At 73.5% G+C, this 19,142-nt stretch carries 15 protein-coding genes; 9 read left to right on the top strand and 6 right to left on the bottom strand.

Going from position 1 to position 19,142, the window contains the following annotated elements; translation table 11 throughout:
- Window positions 1–43: 43 nt before the first annotated feature.
- Window positions 44–340 carry a hypothetical protein gene (locus ACFWIC_RS19495; RefSeq protein ID WP_329880474.1) on the top strand — a complete coding sequence of 99 codons (297 nt, stop codon included), beginning with the start codon at window positions 44–46 and terminating at the stop codon, window positions 338–340.
- Window positions 341–400: 60 nt separating this feature from the next.
- Here ACFWIC_RS19495 and ACFWIC_RS19490 read toward each other — a convergent pair whose 3' ends face one another.
- The 5 genes from ACFWIC_RS19490 to ACFWIC_RS19470 all read right to left on the bottom strand — a co-directional run bounded on the left by ACFWIC_RS19490 (window position 401) and on the right by ACFWIC_RS19470 (window position 7,312).
- Window positions 401–1,600 carry an XdhC family protein gene (locus ACFWIC_RS19490; RefSeq protein ID WP_380519555.1) on the bottom strand — a complete coding sequence of 400 codons (1,200 nt, stop codon included), beginning with the start codon at window positions 1,598–1,600 and terminating at the stop codon, window positions 401–403.
- 167 nt (window positions 1,601–1,767) lie between these two features.
- Window positions 1,768–3,258, bottom strand: a complete 1,491-nt coding sequence (locus ACFWIC_RS19485) for an NCS2 family permease (RefSeq protein WP_380519554.1) — start codon at window positions 3,256–3,258, stop codon at window positions 1,768–1,770.
- Window positions 3,259–3,546: 288 nt separating this feature from the next.
- Window positions 3,547–5,943 (bottom strand): xanthine dehydrogenase subunit D, encoded by a 2,397-nt coding sequence (gene pucD / locus ACFWIC_RS19480; RefSeq protein ID WP_380353306.1) that lies wholly within the window; start codon window positions 5,941–5,943, stop codon window positions 3,547–3,549.
- Complete coding sequence (locus ACFWIC_RS19475; RefSeq protein WP_329880469.1) at window positions 5,940–6,428, bottom strand: (2Fe-2S)-binding protein; 489 nt, start codon at window positions 6,426–6,428, stop codon at window positions 5,940–5,942. Before ACFWIC_RS19475 ends, pucD begins: the two co-directional genes overlap by 4 nt.
- Window positions 6,425–7,312: an FAD binding domain-containing protein gene (locus ACFWIC_RS19470; protein WP_329948891.1), complete on the bottom strand. Its 888-nt coding sequence runs from the start codon at window positions 7,310–7,312 to the stop codon at window positions 6,425–6,427. Before ACFWIC_RS19470 ends, ACFWIC_RS19475 begins: the two co-directional genes overlap by 4 nt.
- Window positions 7,313–7,732: 420 nt before the next feature.
- On the opposite strand from ACFWIC_RS19470, the gene ACFWIC_RS19465 reads away from it, so the two are divergent.
- Window positions 7,733–9,325: a PucR family transcriptional regulator gene (locus tag ACFWIC_RS19465; RefSeq protein ID WP_380519553.1), complete on the top strand. Its 1,593-nt coding sequence runs from the start codon at window positions 7,733–7,735 to the stop codon at window positions 9,323–9,325.
- Window positions 9,326–9,464: 139 nt separating this feature from the next.
- Here ACFWIC_RS19465 and ACFWIC_RS19460 read toward each other — a convergent pair whose 3' ends face one another.
- Complete coding sequence (locus tag ACFWIC_RS19460) at window positions 9,465–10,592, bottom strand: alpha/beta hydrolase-fold protein (RefSeq protein ID WP_329948889.1); 1,128 nt, start codon at window positions 10,590–10,592, stop codon at window positions 9,465–9,467.
- A gap of 355 nt (window positions 10,593–10,947) precedes the next feature.
- Between ACFWIC_RS19460 and ACFWIC_RS19455 the strand changes: the two genes are divergently transcribed.
- The 7 genes from ACFWIC_RS19455 (at window position 10,948) to ACFWIC_RS19425 (ending at window position 18,998) form a co-directional block, all read left to right on the top strand.
- Entirely contained in the window at window positions 10,948–11,964 is a 1,017-nt protein-coding gene (locus tag ACFWIC_RS19455) for a substrate-binding domain-containing protein (protein WP_329948888.1), read from the top strand.
- A complete protein-coding gene (locus ACFWIC_RS19450) occupies window positions 11,961–12,992 on the top strand; it encodes an ABC transporter permease (protein WP_380353299.1) in 1,032 nt (343 codons plus the stop codon). The genes ACFWIC_RS19455 and ACFWIC_RS19450 overlap by 4 nt, the downstream gene beginning before the upstream one ends.
- Window positions 12,989–13,906, top strand: coding sequence for an ATP-binding cassette domain-containing protein (locus ACFWIC_RS19445; RefSeq protein WP_380519552.1), 918 nt, complete (start codon window positions 12,989–12,991; stop codon window positions 13,904–13,906). Before ACFWIC_RS19450 ends, ACFWIC_RS19445 begins: the two co-directional genes overlap by 4 nt.
- Window positions 13,903–15,009 (top strand): ROK family glucokinase, encoded by a 1,107-nt coding sequence (locus tag ACFWIC_RS19440; RefSeq protein WP_380519551.1) that lies wholly within the window; start codon window positions 13,903–13,905, stop codon window positions 15,007–15,009. The genes ACFWIC_RS19445 and ACFWIC_RS19440 overlap by 4 nt, the downstream gene beginning before the upstream one ends.
- A 463-nt stretch (window positions 15,010–15,472) precedes the next feature.
- On the top strand, window positions 15,473–17,275 hold the full coding sequence (gene ggt / locus ACFWIC_RS19435) for a gamma-glutamyltransferase (protein ID WP_380519550.1): 1,803 nt from the start codon (window positions 15,473–15,475) through the stop codon (window positions 17,273–17,275).
- A 151-nt stretch (window positions 17,276–17,426) separates the two neighbouring features.
- Entirely contained in the window at window positions 17,427–18,230 is an 804-nt protein-coding gene (locus ACFWIC_RS19430; RefSeq protein ID WP_329880456.1) for an exodeoxyribonuclease III, read from the top strand.
- A gap of 153 nt (window positions 18,231–18,383) precedes the next feature.
- Window positions 18,384–18,998 (top strand): hypothetical protein, encoded by a 615-nt coding sequence (locus tag ACFWIC_RS19425; protein WP_329948884.1) that lies wholly within the window; start codon window positions 18,384–18,386, stop codon window positions 18,996–18,998.
- The last annotated feature ends 144 nt before the right edge of the window (window positions 18,999–19,142 follow it).

Genomic DNA, 19,142 nt, shown 5'->3' with positions numbered 1-19,142 from the left:
GGCTGCACTGGGATCGCCACCCCGGCGCGGACAGGAGCACCTCATGGCGATCATCGTGACCTTCGACTTCCCCGAACTCTCCCAGGCGCAGTACGAGGAGGCGGTGGACCGGCTGACCGGCGGCGCGGGGCTGAACAGTCCCGCCGACTGGCCGGTGCGCGGGCTGGTGCTGCACGTGTCGGGGCCGAATCCGGACGGTCGCGGCTGGCACGTCACCGACGTCTGGGAGTCCCGGGAGGCGTTCGAGCAGTTCGGGACGGTGCTGCTGCCGATCCTCCGCGAGATCGGGATCCCGTCGGCGCCCCCGCTGATCTGCGAGGCCTACAGCGTGGTGACCTGACCGACCCGATCCGTTCCTGACCGGGCCTGACCTGTTCCCGACCCGATGCGGCCCGTCGGGTCAGGCCGCGTGCGGCTTCCGCACGCTCCCCGGCTCCGCCGCGTCCGCCGGGGCGTCCGCGAGCGCCAGGTCGTGGTGGATCGGCCCGTCCCCGGCGCTGAGCGGCAGGCAGCTGCCGCCCCTGCGGTGGGCGACGATCTCGGCGGCGACCGACACGGCGGTCTCCTCGGGGGTGCGGGCGCCGAGGTCCAGACCGATGGGGGAGCGCAGCCGGCCGATCTCGGCGTCGGACAGGCCGCTCGCGCGCAGCCGGGCCTCCCGGTCGCGGTGGGTGCGGCGGGAGCCCATCGCGCCGACGTAGCCGACCGGCAGCCGCAACGCGCGCTCCAGCAGCGGGATGTCGAACTTGGCGTCGTGGGTGAGCACGCAGAGCACGGTGCGGCCGTCGAGCCGGTCGAGCTGGGTGTCGAGGTAGCGGTGCGGCCAGTCGACGACGACCCGGTCGGCGTCGGGGAAGCGCTGCCGGGTGGCGAAGACGGGGCGGGCGTCGCAGACGGTGACGTGGTAGCCGAGGAACTTGCCGATCCGGACGACCGCCGCCGCGAAGTCGATCGCGCCGAAGACCAGCATCCGCGGCGGGGGCACGTAGGACTCGACGAAGAAGGTCACGGTGCCCCGCTCCTGCTCGTCGCAGGGGCGTCCGTCGAGGCCGAGCACCAGCTGTCCGGTGCGGCCGGCGTCGAGCATGGCCCGGGCCTCGGTGACCAGGGCCCGTTCCAGGGCGGCCACCGTGGAGGGGGCGGGGGAGAGGGCGCCGTGGTGGGTGTCGGCGGTGACGGTGAGGGTGGCGCCGAGCAGGGCGGCGGGGCCGGCGACGGCACGGGCGAGGGCGACCGGGGTGCCCGCGGCGACGGCGGCGAGGCCGGTGTCGAGGGCCGGGTCGGCGCCGGGGACGACCGGCTGGACGAAGACGTCGATGACGCCGCCGCAGGTCAGGCCGACGGCGAAGGCGTCCTCGTCGCTGTAGCCGAACCGTTCCAGGACGGGCCGGCCGGACTCCAGGGCGGCCCGGCAGAGCTCGTAGACGGCGCCCTCGACGCAGCCGCCGGACACGCTCCCGATCGCCTCGCCGGCCTCGTCGACGGCGAGCGCGGCACCGGGGTCGCGCGGCGCGCTGCCGGAGACCCCGACCACCGTGGCCACGGCGAAGGCGCGGCCGGACGCGTGCCAGGCCTGCAGCTGCTCGGCGATGTCCTGCATGGCGGGAGCTCCTTGTCGCTTTCGAGGGTAGCCGGAGAGGGACCGGCGGGCGCGGACGGAAGGGTCACGGACGGAAGGGTCGGCCGACGGACCGGGCCGCCGACGGACCGGGCCGCCGTACGGGAGAACGATCCCGTACGGCGGCGGTACCGCTTCGGACGGGTCGGTCAGTGCACACCCAGCCAGGACTTGACCGGGGTGAGCGCGAAGTAGACGACGAAGAGGGCGGTCAGGATCCACATCAGCGCGCCGGGCTCGCGCCACTTGCCCCGGCCGGCCTTGATCACCGTGTAGGAGATGACGCCGGCCGCGACCCCGGCGGTGATGCTGTAGGTGAACGGCATCAGGACGCAGGTGAGGAAGGCGGGGATGGCCACGTCGCGGTCGGACCAGTCGATGTGCCGGGCCTGGCTCATCATCATCGAGCCGATGACGACGAGGGCGGCGGAGGCGACCTCGACCGGGACGATGCCGGCCAGCGGCGAGAAGAACAGCATCAGGGCGAAGAGCCCGCCGGTGACGGTGGAGGCGAGGCCGGTGCGGGCCCCGTCGCCGACCCCGGTGGCGGACTCGACGAAGACGGTCTGGCCGGAGGCGCCGGCCAGACCGCCGACCGCGCCGCCGGCGCCGTCGATGAACAGCGCCTTGGAGAGGCCGGGCATCCGGCCCCGCTTGTCGGCGAGGCCGGCCTCGGTGCCGACGCCGATGATGGTGGCCATCGCGTCGAAGAACCCGGCGAGGACGAGGGTGAAGACGGCGACCGAGGCACTGATCGCGCCCATGCCCGAGCCGCCGAAGGCGCCGAACAGGTCGACGTCGCCGAAGAGGCCGAAGTCGGGTGCGGAGACGGGGGATCCGGGCCAGACGGGCACGGAGTTGCGCCAGGCCCCGGCGGGTACGCCGGCCGCCTTGTTGACGATCACCGCGAGGACGGTGCCGCCGGCGATGCCGATGAGGATCGCGCCGCGCACGTTGCGGGCCATCAGGACGAAGATGGCGAGCAGGGTGACGCAGAAGACCAGGACCGGCCAGCCGGCGAGTTCGCCGGCCGGGCCGAGCGACAGCGGGGTGGGTCCGCCGGTGTGCACGAACCCGGCCTTGAAGAGGCCGATGACGGTGACGAAGAGGCCGATGCCGATGGTGATGGCGTGCTTGAGCGGCAGGGGTATGCCGTTCATGATCTTCTCGCGCAGGCCGGAGACCACCAGCAGCACGATCAGCAGGCCGTAGATGACGCACAGGCCCATCGCCTGCGGCCAGGTCGTGTGCGGGACGACCAGCGCGGAGACGGCGCCGGAGACGGAGAGGCCGGCGGCGAGCGCGAGCGGGACGTTGCCGACCACGCCCATCAGGATCGTGGTGACGGCGGCGGCGAGCGCGGTGGCGGTGGTGAGCGCGGCGTGGTCCAGCTTGACGCCGGTGACGTCGGCGCCGCCCAGGATGAGCGGGTTGAGCAGGATGATGTAGGCCATCGCCATGAACGTGGTGACGCCACCGCGGAGTTCGTTGGCGAGGGTCGATCCCCGGGCGGAGATCTTGAAGTAGGCGTCCAGGGCGTTCCTGGGCGGGGCGGCCGCGGCCGGCGTGGGGGCGCCGTCCTCGGTGGACTCGGTGGGTCTGTCTTCAGTGGTGCCGGGCTCCGTGGGGATCCTGGTCATGTCCACTCCCAAGTGTCAAAGGGGGTTGGGGTGGGCGAGCCGACCTGACAGCCAGTCAACGAAGCTGTGGCACAGGGGGACGTTTCGACTCACTGGTGCGCGGGTGGTCCGGGCCGCCGCCGAGCCCCGGCGTGGGAGGCGGCGGTCCGTGCTGCGGTGACGCGAGGGTGCGGTGACGCGAGGGTGCGAGGGCGCAGGGGTGCGGTGGTTCGGTGACGTGCCGGTGGTGCGGCCCCGGGGCGGCGGGGAAGACGGTCGCCGCCCCGGGGAGGTCCTCGGGTCCGGTGGCTACAGCGCCCCGGGCCGTTCGGTGGTCAGGTGCTCGGGCCGGACCGGGATCCGGTGGAGCGCCAGGCCGGTGGCGTTGCGGATGGCGGCCACGATGGACGGCGTCGCCGAGACGGTCGGCGCCTCACCCACTCCGCGCAGCCCGTACGGCGCGTTGGGGTCGGGGAGTTCGAGGATCTCGACCGGGATCGGCGGGGTGTCGAGGATGGTCGGGATCAGGTAGTCGGTGAAGGAGGCGTTGCGCACCTTCCCGTCCTTCACGATGATCTCCTCCATCACGGCCAGTCCGAGCGCCTGGGTGCAGCCGCCCTGGATCTGGCCGACCACGGAGAGCGGATTGAGGGCCTTGCCGACGTCCTGGACGGCGGTCAGCTCGACCACCTTGACCAGGCCCAGCTCGATGTCCACGTCGACCACCGCGCGGTTCGCGCAGAAGGTGTACTGGACGTGGCCGAAACCCTGCCCGGTCTCCTTGTCGAACGGCACGGTCGGCCGGTGGTGGTGTTCCCGGGTGAGGTCGATCGCCTCGTCGCCGAGCAGGTCGACCATGGAGACCAGCGGGCCGGCCGACGCCGAGACCACCTTGCCGCCGACCAGCGTGATGTCGTTCTGGGACCAGCCGTAGCGGCCCCGGCCCTTCTCGATCAGTGCGTGCCGGACCGCCTCGGCGGCGAGTTTGACGGCGCCGCCGGTCATGTAGGTCTGCCGCGAGGCCGAGGTCGAACCGGCCGAGCCGACCTCGGTGTTGGCCGGCTGGATGGTGACCTGCTCGACGCCGAGCTCGGTGCGGGCGATCTGCGCGTGCACGGTGACGCCGCCCTGGCCGACCTCGGCCATCGCGGTGTGCACCAGGGCGACCGGCTCGCCGCCGATCACCTCCAGCCGCACCCGGGCGGTCGAGTAGTCGTCGAAGCCCTCGGAGAAGCCGACGTTCTTGATGCCGACGGAGTAGCCGACGCCGCGCACGATGCCCTCGCCGTGCGAGGTGTTGGAGAGCGCGCCGGGCAGCTGCCGGACGTCCAGGTCGTCGAGGTCGAGCGGCGGGGGCAGCGGCATGTCCTTGACCCGCCGGAGCAGTTCGGCGACCGGCGCGGGCGCGTCGATCTCCTGGCCGGTGGGCATCAGGTCGCCCTGCTGCACCGCGTTGAGCTGCCGGAGTTCGACCGGGTCCATGCCGAGTTCGGCGGCGAGCCGGTCCATCTGGGTCTCGTAGCCGAACGCGGCCTGGACGGCGCCGAAGCCGCGCATCGCCCCGCAGGACGGGTTGTTGCTGTACAGCGCGACGGCGTGCATCCGCACGTTCGGGATCACGTACGGGCCGTGTCCGAGCGAGGCCGCGTTGCCGACCACGGCGGGCGAGGCGGAGGCGTACGCGCCGCCGTCGAGCACGATCCGGGCGTCGGCGTAGACCAGCTTGCCGTCGCGGGTGGCGCCGTGCTCGTAGAACATCCTCGCCGGGTGGCGGTGGACGTGGCCGAAGAAGGACTCGTCCCGGGCGTAGACGATCTTGACCGGCTTGTCGGTGCGCTGGGCCAGCAGGCAGGCGTGGATCTGCATCGAGAGGTCCTCGCGACCGCCGAAGGCACCGCCGACGCCCGCCAGGGTGAGCCGGACCTTCTCCTCCGGCAGGCCGAGCACCGGCGCGATCTGCTGGCGGTCCACGTGCAGCCACTGGGTGGCGACGTAGAGGTCGATGCCGCCGTCCTCGGCGGGCACGGCCAGCCCGGACTCCGGGCCGAGGAAGGCCTGGTCCTGCATGCCGACCTCGTACGTGCCGGTGACGACGACGTCGGCGAGCGCCCGCACCTCGTCGGTCACGCCGCGGCCGGAGACCAGCCGCTGCTCGTGGCAGATGTTGCCGTGGGCGTGCGACTTGTACTCGTGCGGCTCGTGCACGTAGCCGTGCGTCTCCGGGTCGAGGCACTGCTCCTCGGTGACGATCGGGGTGAGCACCTCGTACTCGACCTTGATCTTCTTCATCGCGCGCCGGGCGGTCTCCGGGTGGTCGGCCGCGACCAGCGCGATCGCCTCGCCGTGGTAGCGGATCTTGTCGATCGCCAGCGCCGGCTGGTCGGCGATCTCCAGTCCGTAGTACTTGGTGCCGGGGATGTCCTCGTGGGTGAGGACCGCGTAGACGCCGGGCACGGTGAGCGCCTCGGAGACGTCCACGCTCAGGATGGTGGCCCGGGGGTGCGGCGAGCGCAGCGCCGTGCCCCAGAGCATGTCCTCGTGCCAGAGGTCCGAGGAGTACGCGAACTCGCCGCGCACCTTCAGCGTGCCGTCGGGACGCAGCGGCGAGCCGCCGATGCCGTCCTTGCTGGACTGCCGGATGTCCTGGAGGTTCTTCTGCCCCTGGATGCTGCGCGCGGCGTTCCGCGCGCTCGAACGCGTGGTCATTCCGCGACCGCCTTACCCGCGCACTTGCGGGCGGACGCCAGCCGCACCGCGTCCATGATCTTCTCGTAGCCGGTGCAGCGGCACAGGTTGCCCGACAGCGCCTCCCGGATGTCGGAGTCGGACGGCTGCGCGTCCTCCTCCAGCAGCGCGTCCGTCTGCACCAGCAGGCCGGGGGTGCAGAAGCCGCACTGGACGGCGCCGGCGTCGACGAACGCCTGCTGGACCAGGCCCAGCTCGCCGTCCTCGCCACCGAGCCCCTCGACGGTGCGCACCTCGCGGTCCTGCACCTGGCCGGCCGCGACCAGACAGGAACAGACCGGCACCCCGTCCAGGTAGACCGTGCAGGAACCGCACTCGCCCTGCTCGCAGGCGTTCTTCGAACCGGGCAGGCCGACCCGCTCGCGCAGCACGTAGAGCAGGCTCTCGCCCTCCCAGACGTCGTCGGCCTCGACCGGCCGGCCGTTGGCGGTGAAAGTGACCCTCATGCCGCGCTCCTGATCTGCTTGCGGTAGTCGTTCCAGGTCCAGGTGAGGGTGCGCCGCGCCATCACGGCGAGCGCGTGCCGCCGGTAGTCGGCGGTGCCCCGGACGTCGTCGATCGGGGAGGCGGCGCCCTTGACCAGCTCGCCGAACCGCTGGACGACCTCGGCGCCCAGCAGCTCGCCGGTCTCCCAGAGGCCGCGTTCGGCGAGCACGTCCCGCAGGTACTCCTCGGCCTCGACGGCGCGGCGCGGCGTGGGGGCGGCCGAGCCGATCCCGGTCCCGACGGTGCCGGTCCCCGGGTGCAGGGCGAAGCCGAACGCGCAGACCGCGATCACCATCGCGTTGCGGGTGCCGATCTTCGAGAACTGCTGGGGGCCGTCCGCGACCGGGATCCGCACGGCGCGGATCAGCTCGTCGGCCTCCAGGCAGTTGCGCTTCACCCCCACGTAGAAGTCGTCGATCGGGATCAGCCGGGTGCCGCGCACCGAGGCCGCCTCGACGAACACGTCGCGGCCGGCGGCCAGCAGCGCCGGGTGGGAGTCGCCGGCCGGCGAGGCCGCGCCGAGGTTCCCGCCCACGCCGCCCCGGTTGCGGATCTGCGGCGAGCCGACGGTGTGGGCGGCGAGTGCGAGACCCGGCAGCGGGCCGGACAGCTCGTCGATGATGCGGCTGTAGGGGACGGCTGCGCCGAGCCGGACGACCTCGCCGTCGTCGGTCCACTCGGTGAGCTCGGTGACGCGGTTCAGGTCGAGAATCGCGGGTGGCCGGTGCACGTCGAAGTTCATCTCGACCATGACGTCCGTGCCGCCCGAGATGGGCAGCGCGGCCGGGTACTCGGCCTTCGCCGCGAGCGCCTCGTCCCAGGTGGCGGGCCGAAGGAACTCCATGCGGGTGTCTCCTCAAGTCGTTTCCGGCCGGACGGGTGGGCACAGTGCCCGGACCGTGTGTTCGGGCCGTGCTCGCCGCGTCGTTCCCTCCGCGTCGGGCCCCGGTCACCGGAGTGTGTCCGGCGGCGTGTGGCCAGTGAACCGCTGTGACGGGGCCCACTGGCAGTCACCGATGGCATGAAGCCCCGGCTGTGGTCCCGCCCGGCATCCTGTACGTTCCTCTAAGGAGAACGACGTCGCAGCCCAGCCGTGCGCCGAGTGCCACCCACGACCGTGATCCGGCCGTGATTTCCGAGCCGCGACCCCGTGATCCGGGCACCCGTTGGGACGTAACACCGAGCACGCGTGTTCGGGCACACTGTCACCCCGGACCGGACGCCCGGTCCCGTTCCCCACCCCCAGCCCGTTAGGAGCCCGCGGATGCGTGTCCGTGATCTGCTCGCCCCCGGCGCCCCGCGCCTGCGCCTGCTCGCGGCCGAGGACGAGCTGGACCGGCAGGTCAGCGGTGTGATGACGACCGACCTGCACGACCCGGGCCGGTACCTGCACGGCGGCGAGCTGGTCCTCACCGGCATGCTCTGGCGCACCGGACCGGCCGACTCCGAGCGGTTCGTACGGACGATCGTGGCGGGCGGGGCGGTCGCCCTGGCGGCGGGCGAGGCCGAGGTCGGGCCGGTCCCCGAGGACCTGGTGGAAGCCTGTCGGCGGCACCGGATGCCACTGCTGGCCGTACCCGACGACATCGCCTTCGGCACCGTCACCGAGTTCGTCGGCCGCCAGGTCTCCGCGGACCGGGCCGCCGACCTGTCGGCCCTGGTCGACCGGCACCGGCTGCTGGTCTCCGCCGCGGGCGGCGGCGGCCTGGACGCCGTCCTCGACCTGCTCGGCGGGGACCTCGACCTCGACTGCTGGGTGCTCACCCCGACCGGCGCGGTGATCGCCGGCCCCGCGGACCGGCTCCCCGCGGCGGACCGCGACCAGTTGGTCCGCGCCCATCTGGCCGCGCAGCGCCAGCGCCGCCGCCCGCCGCACCGGGCCCGGCTGGCCGTCGGCCCGTACTCGTTGCTGCCGGCGCCCGTCGCCCCCGAGACGCAGGCGCCGCTCGCCGACTGGGTGCTGGTGGTGGCCGGTGACGTCACCGAATGGACCGGCAAGCGCCAGCAGCTCGCCGAGAACCTGGCCCGGCTGGTCGCCGCCGAGCGGCACCGCCGGGACGAGGGGCGCCGGCTGCGCCGCCGCCTCGCCGACGAGGTGCTGACCCTGCTCCAGCGGGACGCCGACCCGGCGGAGATCAGCCGCACCCTGTACGCGTCCTCGGCGATGGCCGCCCGCTACGAGAGCCCCGAGCCCGGGCCGCAGGCGCCGGACGGCTCCTGGCTGGTGCTCAGCGCCGAGGGCACCGGCCTGCCGGAGGGCGCGGTGCGCGCGATCCTGGAGGAAGCTCTCAACGGCACCACCGAGCGCGCGCTGGTCGCCGGGGCCGGCACCGGCGCGGTGGTGGTGATGCCCGCCCTGGAGAGCGCGGTGCCCGCCGAGACCCTGCGCGAACTGCTCGCCCCGCTGGACGCCGGGCTCGGCTCGGAGGGCCGGATCACCCTCGGCGTCTCCGCCCCGGCCTCCGAGGCGGGCGGCCTGCGCGGCGCACTGGAGGAGGCCCGGCACGCCCGCCGGATCGCCGCCGCCCGGGTCGGCCGGGTCTGCGTGGCCGGGCCGGAGGAACTCGCCTCGCACGTGCTGCTGCTGGCCGCCGTCCCGGACGAGGTCCGCCGGGCGTTCCGCAGCCGGCTGCTGGACACGGTGATCGCCTACGACATCGAGCACCAGGCCGACCTGGTCCGCACCCTGGAGGCGTTCCTCCGGTCGGACGGCTCGTGGACGCGGTGCGCCGCGCAGCTCCACGTCCACGTCAACACGCTTCGCTACCGGATCGGCCGGATCGAGGAGTTGACGGGCCGCGACCTGTCCCGGCTGGAGGACCGGGTGGACTTCTACCTGGCCCTCGAACTGGCCTGACCGGGCCGGCCGCCGCCCGGACGGACGAGGCCCCCGGAGCACCGTGCTCCGGGGGCCTCGCCATGACCGCGTGTTCGTCGTGTCAGCCGTGTCCGGGTGTCCGTCGTGTCCGCCGGGCGGACCGTGACCCGTCGGGGGGCTACTGGACCGGGATGACGCCGGTCAGCCACTCGAAGACGCCCGGCACCATGTCCTTCCAGACGTCGCTGGAGTGCGGGCCGGTGGTCTCGACCGCCTGGACGGTGGTCGGCGCCTTCGCCGCCGCCGCGATGGCCTGGCCGTCCTCGAAGCCGTCGCCCTTGTTGCCGGAGACGTAGAGCGCCACCTTCGGCGGCTGGGCGGCGTGCTTGACGATGGTGACCGGGTTGTTGGCCTCGCGCAGCGCCGGGTCCTTGCCGACCAGCGAGTCCTTCTCGGTCGCCGGGTCGTTGTAGCCGGAGAGGCTGATCCCCGCCCGGTAGCGGTTGGGGTGGGCCAGCGAGAGCTTGGAGGCGCAGTGCGCGCCGGCCGAGTACCCGGCGATCGCCCAGCGGTCGGCGGACGGGTCGGCCCGGAAGTTGTCCAGGATCATCTGCGGGACGTCGCGGGTCAGCCAGGTGTCCGCGTTGACCTTGCCCGGGATGTCGGTGCACCCCGCGTCGGTGCGGTTGCCCAGCAGCAGCGTGCGCGGCGAGACCAGGATGAACGGCGCCACCTTGCCCTGCTGCATCAGCGGCTTGAGCTGCTCGGAGACCTTCAGCGTGCCGTACCAGGTGGAGGAGGAGCCCGGGTAGCCGGGGATCAGCTCGACCACCGGGAACTTCTTGTCCTTGAACGCCGGGTCGTTGTACTGCGGCGGCAGCCAGACCAGCACCTCGCCGTCGACGCCGGAGAGCTGGCCCTTGAGGTCGGTCTTCTGGACGTCGCCCGGCACCTTCGGGTCGTCGACGCCGCGGAAGGCCTGCTGGACCTTGGTGGCCGGCGGCTTGGCGTCCCCGCCGCCCGCCGGTGCGCCGGTGGCCCCGGGGGTCGGGGCCGGCCCGGTGCCGTTCGCCGCGCCCGGGTCGGCCGGCGGGACGGCGGGCACCGCCCGGACGTGCTTGCCGGTGCCGAGCAGGTCGTCCCAGCTGCCGTAGATCAGGTTGGCGTTGTTGACCATGACGAAGACCATGATCACGGCCGTGACCTGGCAGAACACGAGCATCGCGAGCCTGGACAGGACACGCACCGGCTGCGGCCCTCGGACCTTGCCCCAGAGCAGCATCGCCACCGCGATGGAGATCGGCACGAGAATGACCGTGCAGATGAAGAATGGCGTACCTGTCAGTTGCATGAAGTTCTCGTATCCGGGTTGGAAGCCGCCCGGGCCCCACTCGCCCGGAACGCCACCTCAATGGCATCAGACGGCCTGAAACGGGGATCGGTTGCCGTCCGAATCTGTGCGAAACCTGAGAGGAACATCACGTTTACGCGCTGCTCCCTTTTCGGGCCCGCCCTAGTCTGCCACCCTGGCAGCCTCTGCCCGGACGTCGCGTCCAGCGGACTCCCAGGAATCCCCCGCAGGGCACGATACCGCCCGTACGGATCCGGTCGCCGGGCGAGGCGGTGCGAAGCCGCGTCCGCCGGGCAGCGAGACTAGGGGGATGAGCACAACCCGCACTGGTCCCCTCCGCCGGCTCCTGCCCGCCTGCGCCGTCCTGGCCCTCCTGGTCGCCGTCGCCGGCTGCAGCAGCACCGGAGGCAGACGCGCCGAGCAGGCCCGCGCCCAGGCCTCGGCCGCCGGCGGCGCCGTCACCACCCCCCGCTGGAAGGTGGCCATGGTGACCCACGCGGGCGCCGGCGACGCCTTCTGGGACACCGTGCGCAAGGGCGCCGAGCAGGCCGCCGCCAAGGACAACATCACCTTCCTGTACTCCAACGACGCGCAGACCCAGAACCAGGTCCAGCTCGTCCAGGCCGCCATCGACCAGCGGGTCGACGGCCTGCTGGTCACGCTCGCCAAGGGCGAGGCGATGGCCGACGTGCTCGGCAAGGCCAAGGCCGCCGGCATCCCGGTGATCACCATCAATTCGGGCCAGGAGTACTCCGCCCGGTTCGGCGCGCTCACCCACATCGGCCAGGACGAGTCCACCGCCGGCCAGGCCGCCGGCGCCGAGCTGGCCGCCCGCGGCCGCAAGAACGTCCTCTGCGTGATCCACGAGCAGGGCAACGTGGGGCAGGAACAGCGCTGCTCCGGTGCCCAGGCCAAGTCCGGCGGCCCGTTCCAGGTGCTCTACGTGGACGGCGTCAACATGCCGGACGCCCGCGCGGCGATCTCCGCCAAGCTCCAGTCCGACCAGGGCATCGACACCGTGCTCACCCTCTCCGGCCCGATGGCCGCCACCGGCCTGCAGGCCGTCCAGGACGCCCGCCGCCAGGTCGAGCTCGACACCTTCGACCTGGGCACCCAGGTGGTGTCCGGCCTCAAGTCCGGCTCCGTCGGCTTCGCCGTCGACCAGCAGCCCTACCTCCAGGGCTACGAGGGCGTCGACCTGCTCTGGCTCTACCGCTCCAACCTCGACATGCTCGGCGGGGGCAAGCCGGTCGCCACCGGCCCGCAGATCCTCACCCGGGAGAACGCCGACGCGCTCGCCGAGTACGTGGCGAGGGGGACGCGTTGAGCACCCCGGACGTCCTGGCCCAGGACCGCCCGGCGGCGCTGCGCAGGCTGGCCGCCCGGCCCGAACTGGGCGCGCTGATCGCCGCCGCCGCGGTCTTCCTGGTCTTCGCCGCGGTCGCCGAACCGTTCCTGCGGGTCTCCTCGCTGGGCACCGTGCTGTACGCGGCCTCCACCATCGGGATCATGGCCGTGCCGGTCTCGCTGCTGATGATCGGCGGCGAGTTCGACCTGTCCGCCGGCGTGCTGGTCACCACCGCCGCGCTCACCTCCTCGATGGTCTCCTACCAGCTCACCGCGGTGACCTGGGTGGGCGTGCTGGTCTCCCTGGGAGTGACGCTCTCCGTCGGCCTGTTCAACGGCTGGATGCTGGCCCGCACCAAGCTGCCGAGCTTCATCGTCACGCTCGGCACCTTCCTGATGCTCACCGGCGCCAACCTCGGCGTCACCAAGCTGGTCTCCGGCACCGTCTCCACCAAGCCGATCTCCGACATGGAGGGCTTCGCCTCCTGCCGCTGGCTGTTCGCCTCCGAGGTGACGGTGGGCGGCCTGACGATCAAGGCCACCGTCTGGTGGTGGCTCGGCCTGCTGCTCGTCGGCAGCTGGGTACTGCTGCGCACCCGCTTCGGCAACTGGGTGTTCGCGGTCGGCGGCGACGCGGACGCGGCCCGCGCGGTCGGCGTCCCGGTCGCCCGCACGAAGACCGTGCTCTACCTGTTCGTCGGCTTCGGCGCCTGGGTGCTCGGCCAGCACCTGCTGTTCTCCTTCGACACCGTGCAGTCCGGCGAGGGCGTCGGCAACGAGCTGATCTACATCGTCGCGGCCGTCATCGGGGGCTGCCTGATCACCGGCGGCTACGGCTCGGTGGCCGGCTCCGCGCTCGGCGCGCTGATCTTCGGCATGGCCAGTAAGGGCATCATCTACGCCCAGTGGAACCCGGACTGGTTCAAGTTCTTCCTCGGCGGGATGCTGCTGCTCGCGGCCCTGCTCAACTCCTGGGTGAAGCGCCGTGCCGAACGGGGGCCGCGATGACCGCGCCTGACACGACGACGGCGCCCGCCCCGGGCACCGAGCTGCTCGCCCTCGAAGGCGTCGGCAAGACGTACGGCACGGTCCGTGCGCTGGAGGACGTCTCGCTGACCCTGCGGTCCGGCGAGATCAGCTGCGTGCTCGGTGACAACGGTGCCGGGAAGTCCACGCTGATCAAGATCATCGCCGGGCTGCACCGGCACGACGCGGGCACCCTCACGGTGGGCGGCGAGGAGGTCCGCTTCGACTCGCCGCGCCAGGCCCTCGACCGCGGCATCGCCACCGTCTACCAGGACCTCGCCGTGGTGCCCCTGATGCCCGTCTGGCGGAACTTCTTCCTCGGCTCCGAGCAGGGCTACAAGCGCTGGGGCGGGCTGCGGCTGGACGCCGACGGCATGCGCGCCACCACCCGGAGCGCGCTCGCCGACATGGGCATCGACCTGCCCGACGTCGACCGGCCGATCGGCACCCTCTCCGGCGGCCAGCGCCAGTGCGTGGCGATCGCCCGCGCCGTGCACTTCGGCGCCAGGGTGCTCATCCTGGACGAGCCGACCGCCGCGCTCGGCGTCAAGCAGTCCGGAGTGGTGCTCAAGTACGTCACCGCCGCCCGGGACGCCGGTCTCGGCGTGGTGCTGATCACCCACAACCCGCACCACGCGTACCTGGTCGGTGACCACTTCACCCTGCTCAGGCGCGGTCGGATGGCCGGCAGCCACGCCAGGGCGGAGATCGGCCTCGAACAGCTCACCACCGAGATGGCCGGCGGCTCCGACCTCGCCGAGCTCTCCCACGAGCTGGCCCGGCCCACCGCCCCCGGCCCGGCCGCCGATCCCGCGCCCGGCGACCCGCGGTCCCCCCGCCCCGCGTCCGCCGATCCCGCGTCCACCGACTCAGCCGAGGAGCGCCCGCAGCCGTGACCAGCCCCCAAGGCACCACCCGGCCTCCGGTCCTGCCCACCCTGCTCGGCCTCGGCCCGCGCGCCGAACGCCGCCGCCGCTCCCTGCCCGCCGGCCTGCTGAGGCTGCCGACCATCGGCGTCGACATCGGCGGCACCAAGGTCGTCGCCGGCGTGGTCGACGGCGAGGGCAAGGTGCTGGAGAAGCTGCGCACGGACACCCCGGACAAGTCCAAGAGCCCCCGGGTGGTCGAGGACGTCATCGTCGAGCTGGTGCTCCGGCTCGCCGACCGGCACGACGTCCACGCGGTCGGCATCGGTGCGGCCGGCTGGGTGGACGCCGACCGGGCCACGGTGCTCTTCGCCCCGCACCTGAACTGGCGCAACGAGCCGCTCCAGCAGGCGCTCAGCGAACGGCTGCGGTTCCCGGTGATCGTCGAGAACGACGCCAACGCCGCCGCCTGGGCCGAGTGGCGGTTCGGCGCCGGCCGGGGCGAGGACCACATGGTGATGCTCACCCTGGGGACCGGCATCGGCGGCGCCGTCGTCCGCGACGGCTTCGTCGACCGGGGCAGGTACGGGCTGGCGGGCGAGTTCGGGCACATGCAGGTGGTGCCCGGCGGTCACCGGTGCCCGTGCGGCAACCGGGGCTGCTGGGAGCAGTACTCCTCGGGCAACGCGTTGGTCCGCGACGCCCGCGAGCTGGTGGTCGAGGAGTCCCCGGTGGTCCAGCCGCTGCTGGCGCGGGCCGGCGGCGTGATCGAGGGCATCACCGGCCCGCTGGTGACCGAGGCCGCGCGGGCCGGCGACCCGACCGCCACCGAACTGCTCTACGAGGTCGGCACCTGGCTCGGGGTCGGCATCGCCAATCTGGCCGCGGCCCTCGACCCGGGCCGCTTCGTCATCGGCGGCGGCGTCTCCGAGGCCGGTGACCTCCTCCTCGGCCCCGCGCGGGACACCTTCCGCCGCGCCCTGACCGGCCGCGGCTTCCGCCCGGAGGCGACCATCGTGCACGCCGCGCTCGGCAACGAGGCGGGCCTGGTCGGCGCCGCCGACCTCGCCCGCCAGGTCGCCCGACGCTTCCGCACCATCAAGCGGCGCCGGGTCGAACGCACCCTCCCGTAGGCCCTGCAAGGCGGCCGGGCGGAGGGCCGGAGCACAGGAAGTCGGCCCGGCCGACTTCCTGCGCAGGGAGCGCCCCGCAGGGACGCGTCAGCCGGCCGAGGAACTGCCCGGGGTGGTGGAGCCTCCGCCCGTCGTGGTGGTCCCTCCGGCCGACGTGCGCCCCGCGCCGATGCCACCAGGGGCGCGGGGCAGGACGGGCGGCGCCGGGGAGCGGCGGCGGCGGGGCCGGGTGCACGGAGGGGCCGCGCCCTTCGTGCCGGGATTCGACGGGTACGCGCGCCGGCCACCGGCCGCACGGGCGGCTGCCCGTTCGTTCCGGCGGACCGGAGCCGAAGCGTGCCCGTCCGTCTCCTCCGGGCCGGCCGCCGCGCGTCAACTACCCGTTGGTAGCGCCGTGGCCCTGTTGTCGGGGTCATGGCTCCTGTGAAACAACGGAGTTGACGCCTATTCAGGAGGAGTTCGGATGAGAGCGCTGGCTCGAATCGCCCCGCCGTTGCTGCTTGCCACCGCCCTGGTGTGCTCGGTCGCCGGCCCTGCCGGGGCGGCCGGGCCGCCGTCGGCGACACCGGCCAAGGTGCCCGAGGCCGTGGGCCGGGGCGGGGCGGTGGCCAGTGTGGACGCCGACGCCACGGCCGCCGGGATCGAAGTCCTGCGCAAGGGCGGGAACGCGGTGGACGCCGCCGTGGCCGTCGCCGCGGCGCTCGGCGTCACCGAGCCGTACTCGGCCGGGATCGGCGGCGGCGGGTACTTCGTCTACTACGACCACGACACCGGCCGGGTGCACACCATCGACGGCCGGGAGACCGCCTCCCGGACCGCCGACGCGTCCCTGTTCCTGGAGGACGGCAAGCCGCTGCCGTTCGCCGACGCCGTCACCAGCGGCCTCTCCGTCGGCGTGCCCGGCTCCCCGGCCACCTGGGAGACCGCCGTCCGGCTCTGGGGCAAGCGCCCCTTCGCCGAGGCGCTCGCACCCGCCCGGCGGATCGCCGAGCAGGGCTTCACCGTCGACCAGACGTTCCAGGACCAGACCGCCCTCAACCAGGCCCGGTTCAAGGACTTCCCGGACACCGCGAAGCTCTTCCTGCCCGGCGGCGGCCTCCCGGTCGTCGGCTCGACGTTCCGCAACCCCGACCTCGCCGCCACGTACGCGCAGCTCGGCCGGGAGGGCGTCAAGGCGCTCTACCAGGGAGACCTCGCGGCCGACATCGTCCGCACCGTCCAGCACCCGCCGGTCGACCCCGCCTCCGGCCGCGTCGCCAGGCCCGGCAAGGTGGACGCCGTGGACCTGGCCGGCTACCAGGTCCGCCGGCAGCAGCCCACCCACGTCTCCTACCGGGACTACGACCTCTACTCGATCGCCCCGTCCAGCTCCGGCGGCACCACCGTCGGCGAGTCCCTCGGCATCCTGGAGGACGGCGAGGTCGGCGACTACGACGCCACGCAGTACTACCACCACTTCCTGGACTCCACGCGGATCGCCTTCGCCGACCGCAACCGCTGGGTCGGGGACCCGGCGTTCAACGACGTCCCGGTGCGGGAGCTGCTCTCCGCGCGCTACGCCGCCTCGCGCGCCTGCCTGATCAGCCCCGACCGCGCCCTCACCAGCCCGCTCCCGCCCGGCGACCCGCGTCACCCCGCCGACTGCGCGAGCGAGGGCGTGGCGCCCACCGCCGAGCCGTACGAGGGTCTGAGCACCAGCCACCTCACCGTGGCCGACCGCTGGGGCAACGTCGTCTCCTACACCCTGACCCTGGAGCAGACCGGCGGCAGCGGCATCACCGTCCCCGGCCGCGGCTTCCTGCTCAACAACGAGCTGACCGACTTCAACTTCACGCCGCTCGTCCCCGGCGTTCCCGACCCCAACCTGCCGGGCCCCGGCAAGCGCCCGCGTTCCTCGCTCTCGCCGACCATCGTGCTGCGCGACGGCGAGCCCGTGCTGGCGGTCGGATCGCCCGGCGGTGCGACCATCATCACCACCACCCTCCAGGTGCTGCTCGGTCGCCTCGACCGGGGGCTGAGCCTGGAGCAGGCGATCGCCGCACCGCGGGCCAGCCAGCGCAACACGGCCGCCACCCAGGCCGAGCCGGCCTTCCTGGCCCTGCCCGAGCGGGCCCGGCTGGAGGCGCTCGGTCACGTCTTCGCGAGCACGCCGGAGATCGGCGCCGCGACCGGCGTCGAGCGGCTGCCGGACGGCCGCTGGGTCGCGGCCGCCGAACCGGTGCGGCGCGGCGGCGGTTCGGCGGCGGTGGTCCGCCCCGCTCCCTGACCTGCCCCCCGACCCGGGCCCGACCAGAGCCCGACCAGGGCCCGGGCCCTGCGGCCGGGCCGGATTGTCGGTGCCGTTCGGTAGATTCGGGGTGGACGCCTGCCAGGGCGTCCACCCCTCGTCCGTACCGCCATCGGGAAGGCCGCCCGCCGTGACCGTCCGCATCGCCACCTGGAACATCAACTCCGTCACCGCGCGGCTGCCCAAGCTCCTCGAATGGCTGGAGAGCGCCAAGCCCGACGTGCTCTGCCTCCAGGAGCTCAAGTGCGCCGCCGACGCGTTCCCGTACGAGCCGGTCCGCGAGCTGGGCTACGAGACGGCCGCGCACGGCACCGGCCGGTGGAACGGCGTGGCGATCGTCTCCCGGATCGGCCTGGAGGACGTCGTCCGGGACCTCCCCGGCCAGCCCGGCTACCTCGCCGACGACGCGCTGCTGCCCGACGTCGAGCCGCGCGCCGTCGCCGCCACCTGCGGGCCGGTCCGGGTCTGGTCGGTCTACGTGCCCAACGGCCGCGAGGTCGACCACGCCCACTACCGGTACAAGCTGGAGTGGCTGGAGGCGCTGCGCCAGGCCTCGCTGGAGGACGCGGCCGGCAGCCGCCCGTTCGCCGTCCTCGGCGACTTCAACATCGCCCCGGCCGACGAGGACGTCTTCGACGTCGCCGCCTTCGAGGGCCTGACCCACGTCACCCCCGCCGAGCGGGCCGCGCTGGCCGCCCTCGGCGAGGCCGGCCTGCACGACGTGGTGCCCCGCCCGCTCAAGTACGACCACCCCTACACCTACTGGGACTACCGGCAGCTGGCCTTCCCGAAGAACCGCGGCATGCGGATCGACCTCACCTACGCCAACAAGCCCTTCGTCGACGCCGTCACCGACAGCTACGTCGACCGCGAGGCCCGCAAGGGCAAGGGCACGTCGGACCACGCCCCGGTCGTCGTGGACCTCGACCTCTAAGTCACGGTGGGTGACGGCCGGTCGCTCGAACGGCTCCGAGCGGTGGCCGGGCGGGGGAGAGGTGCCTACCGTCGGTGAGTAACTGGGTGTAGTTGTTCGATCACGTGGACATCCGAGTCCGCGGCTGCGCCCGAGAATCCCGGAGGTTCCGGCATGCGCCCCACGCGTACGGCCGCCGCCGCCCTGATCGGCGCAGCGGTGCTGACCGGCCTGACGGCTCCCACCGCGCTGGCCAAGGACGGCGCCGCCACGGTCAGCCCGACCCAGGCCGCACCGGGCCAGACCGTGACGGTCACGGTCTCCTGCGAGAAGTCCGACAAGCCCGAAGCCAAGACCATCACCGCCAACTCCCCGGCCTTCGAGGGCGGGCCGGCCACCCTCACGCTCGGTTCGGACGGCAAGCACACCGGCTCCGCCCGGCTGGCGGGCAAGCACAGCGGCGACAGCAAGGTCGACGGCACCTGTCCGGACGGCGGGGCCTTCGCCACCACCGTCACCGTGACCACCGTGACGGTCTCGTCCTCCGGCGCCGGGTCCACGCCCTCGGGTCTGGGCGGGTGGAGCGAGGCGGCCGGCGAGTGGGCCGGGTCGCTCGGTCAGTCCGGCGCGGGCAGCCAGCAGGTCGCCCCGCACGGCGCGGTGAAGACCGGCCTCGGCGGCTCGGTGGCGGCCGACCCGCTGGAGCTCGCGGGTGGCGCGCTGCTGATCGCCGGCGGCGTCGGTGGCTTCTGGCTGCTGCGGCGGCGGGCCGGTACCGGGTCCGCCTGAAGACGTGCCGGCCCCGGAGGGGTTCGCGCAGAGGTGGGGGCGGGCGGGGCGGGCGGCGGGGCCCCCCGGGGCCGCGCGGGGGGCGGCCCGGGGGGGGGGGGGGGGGGCCGCCGGGGGGGGCCGCCGGGGGCCGCCGCCGGCGCC

The organism is Kitasatospora sp. NPDC127035, assembly GCF_042726075.1.
In the GTDB taxonomy this organism is placed as follows: domain Bacteria; phylum Actinomycetota; class Actinomycetes; order Streptomycetales; family Streptomycetaceae; genus Kitasatospora.
The sequence above is the reverse complement of the archived record's forward strand: the minus strand, read 5'-3'. Positions and strand labels throughout refer to the sequence as shown.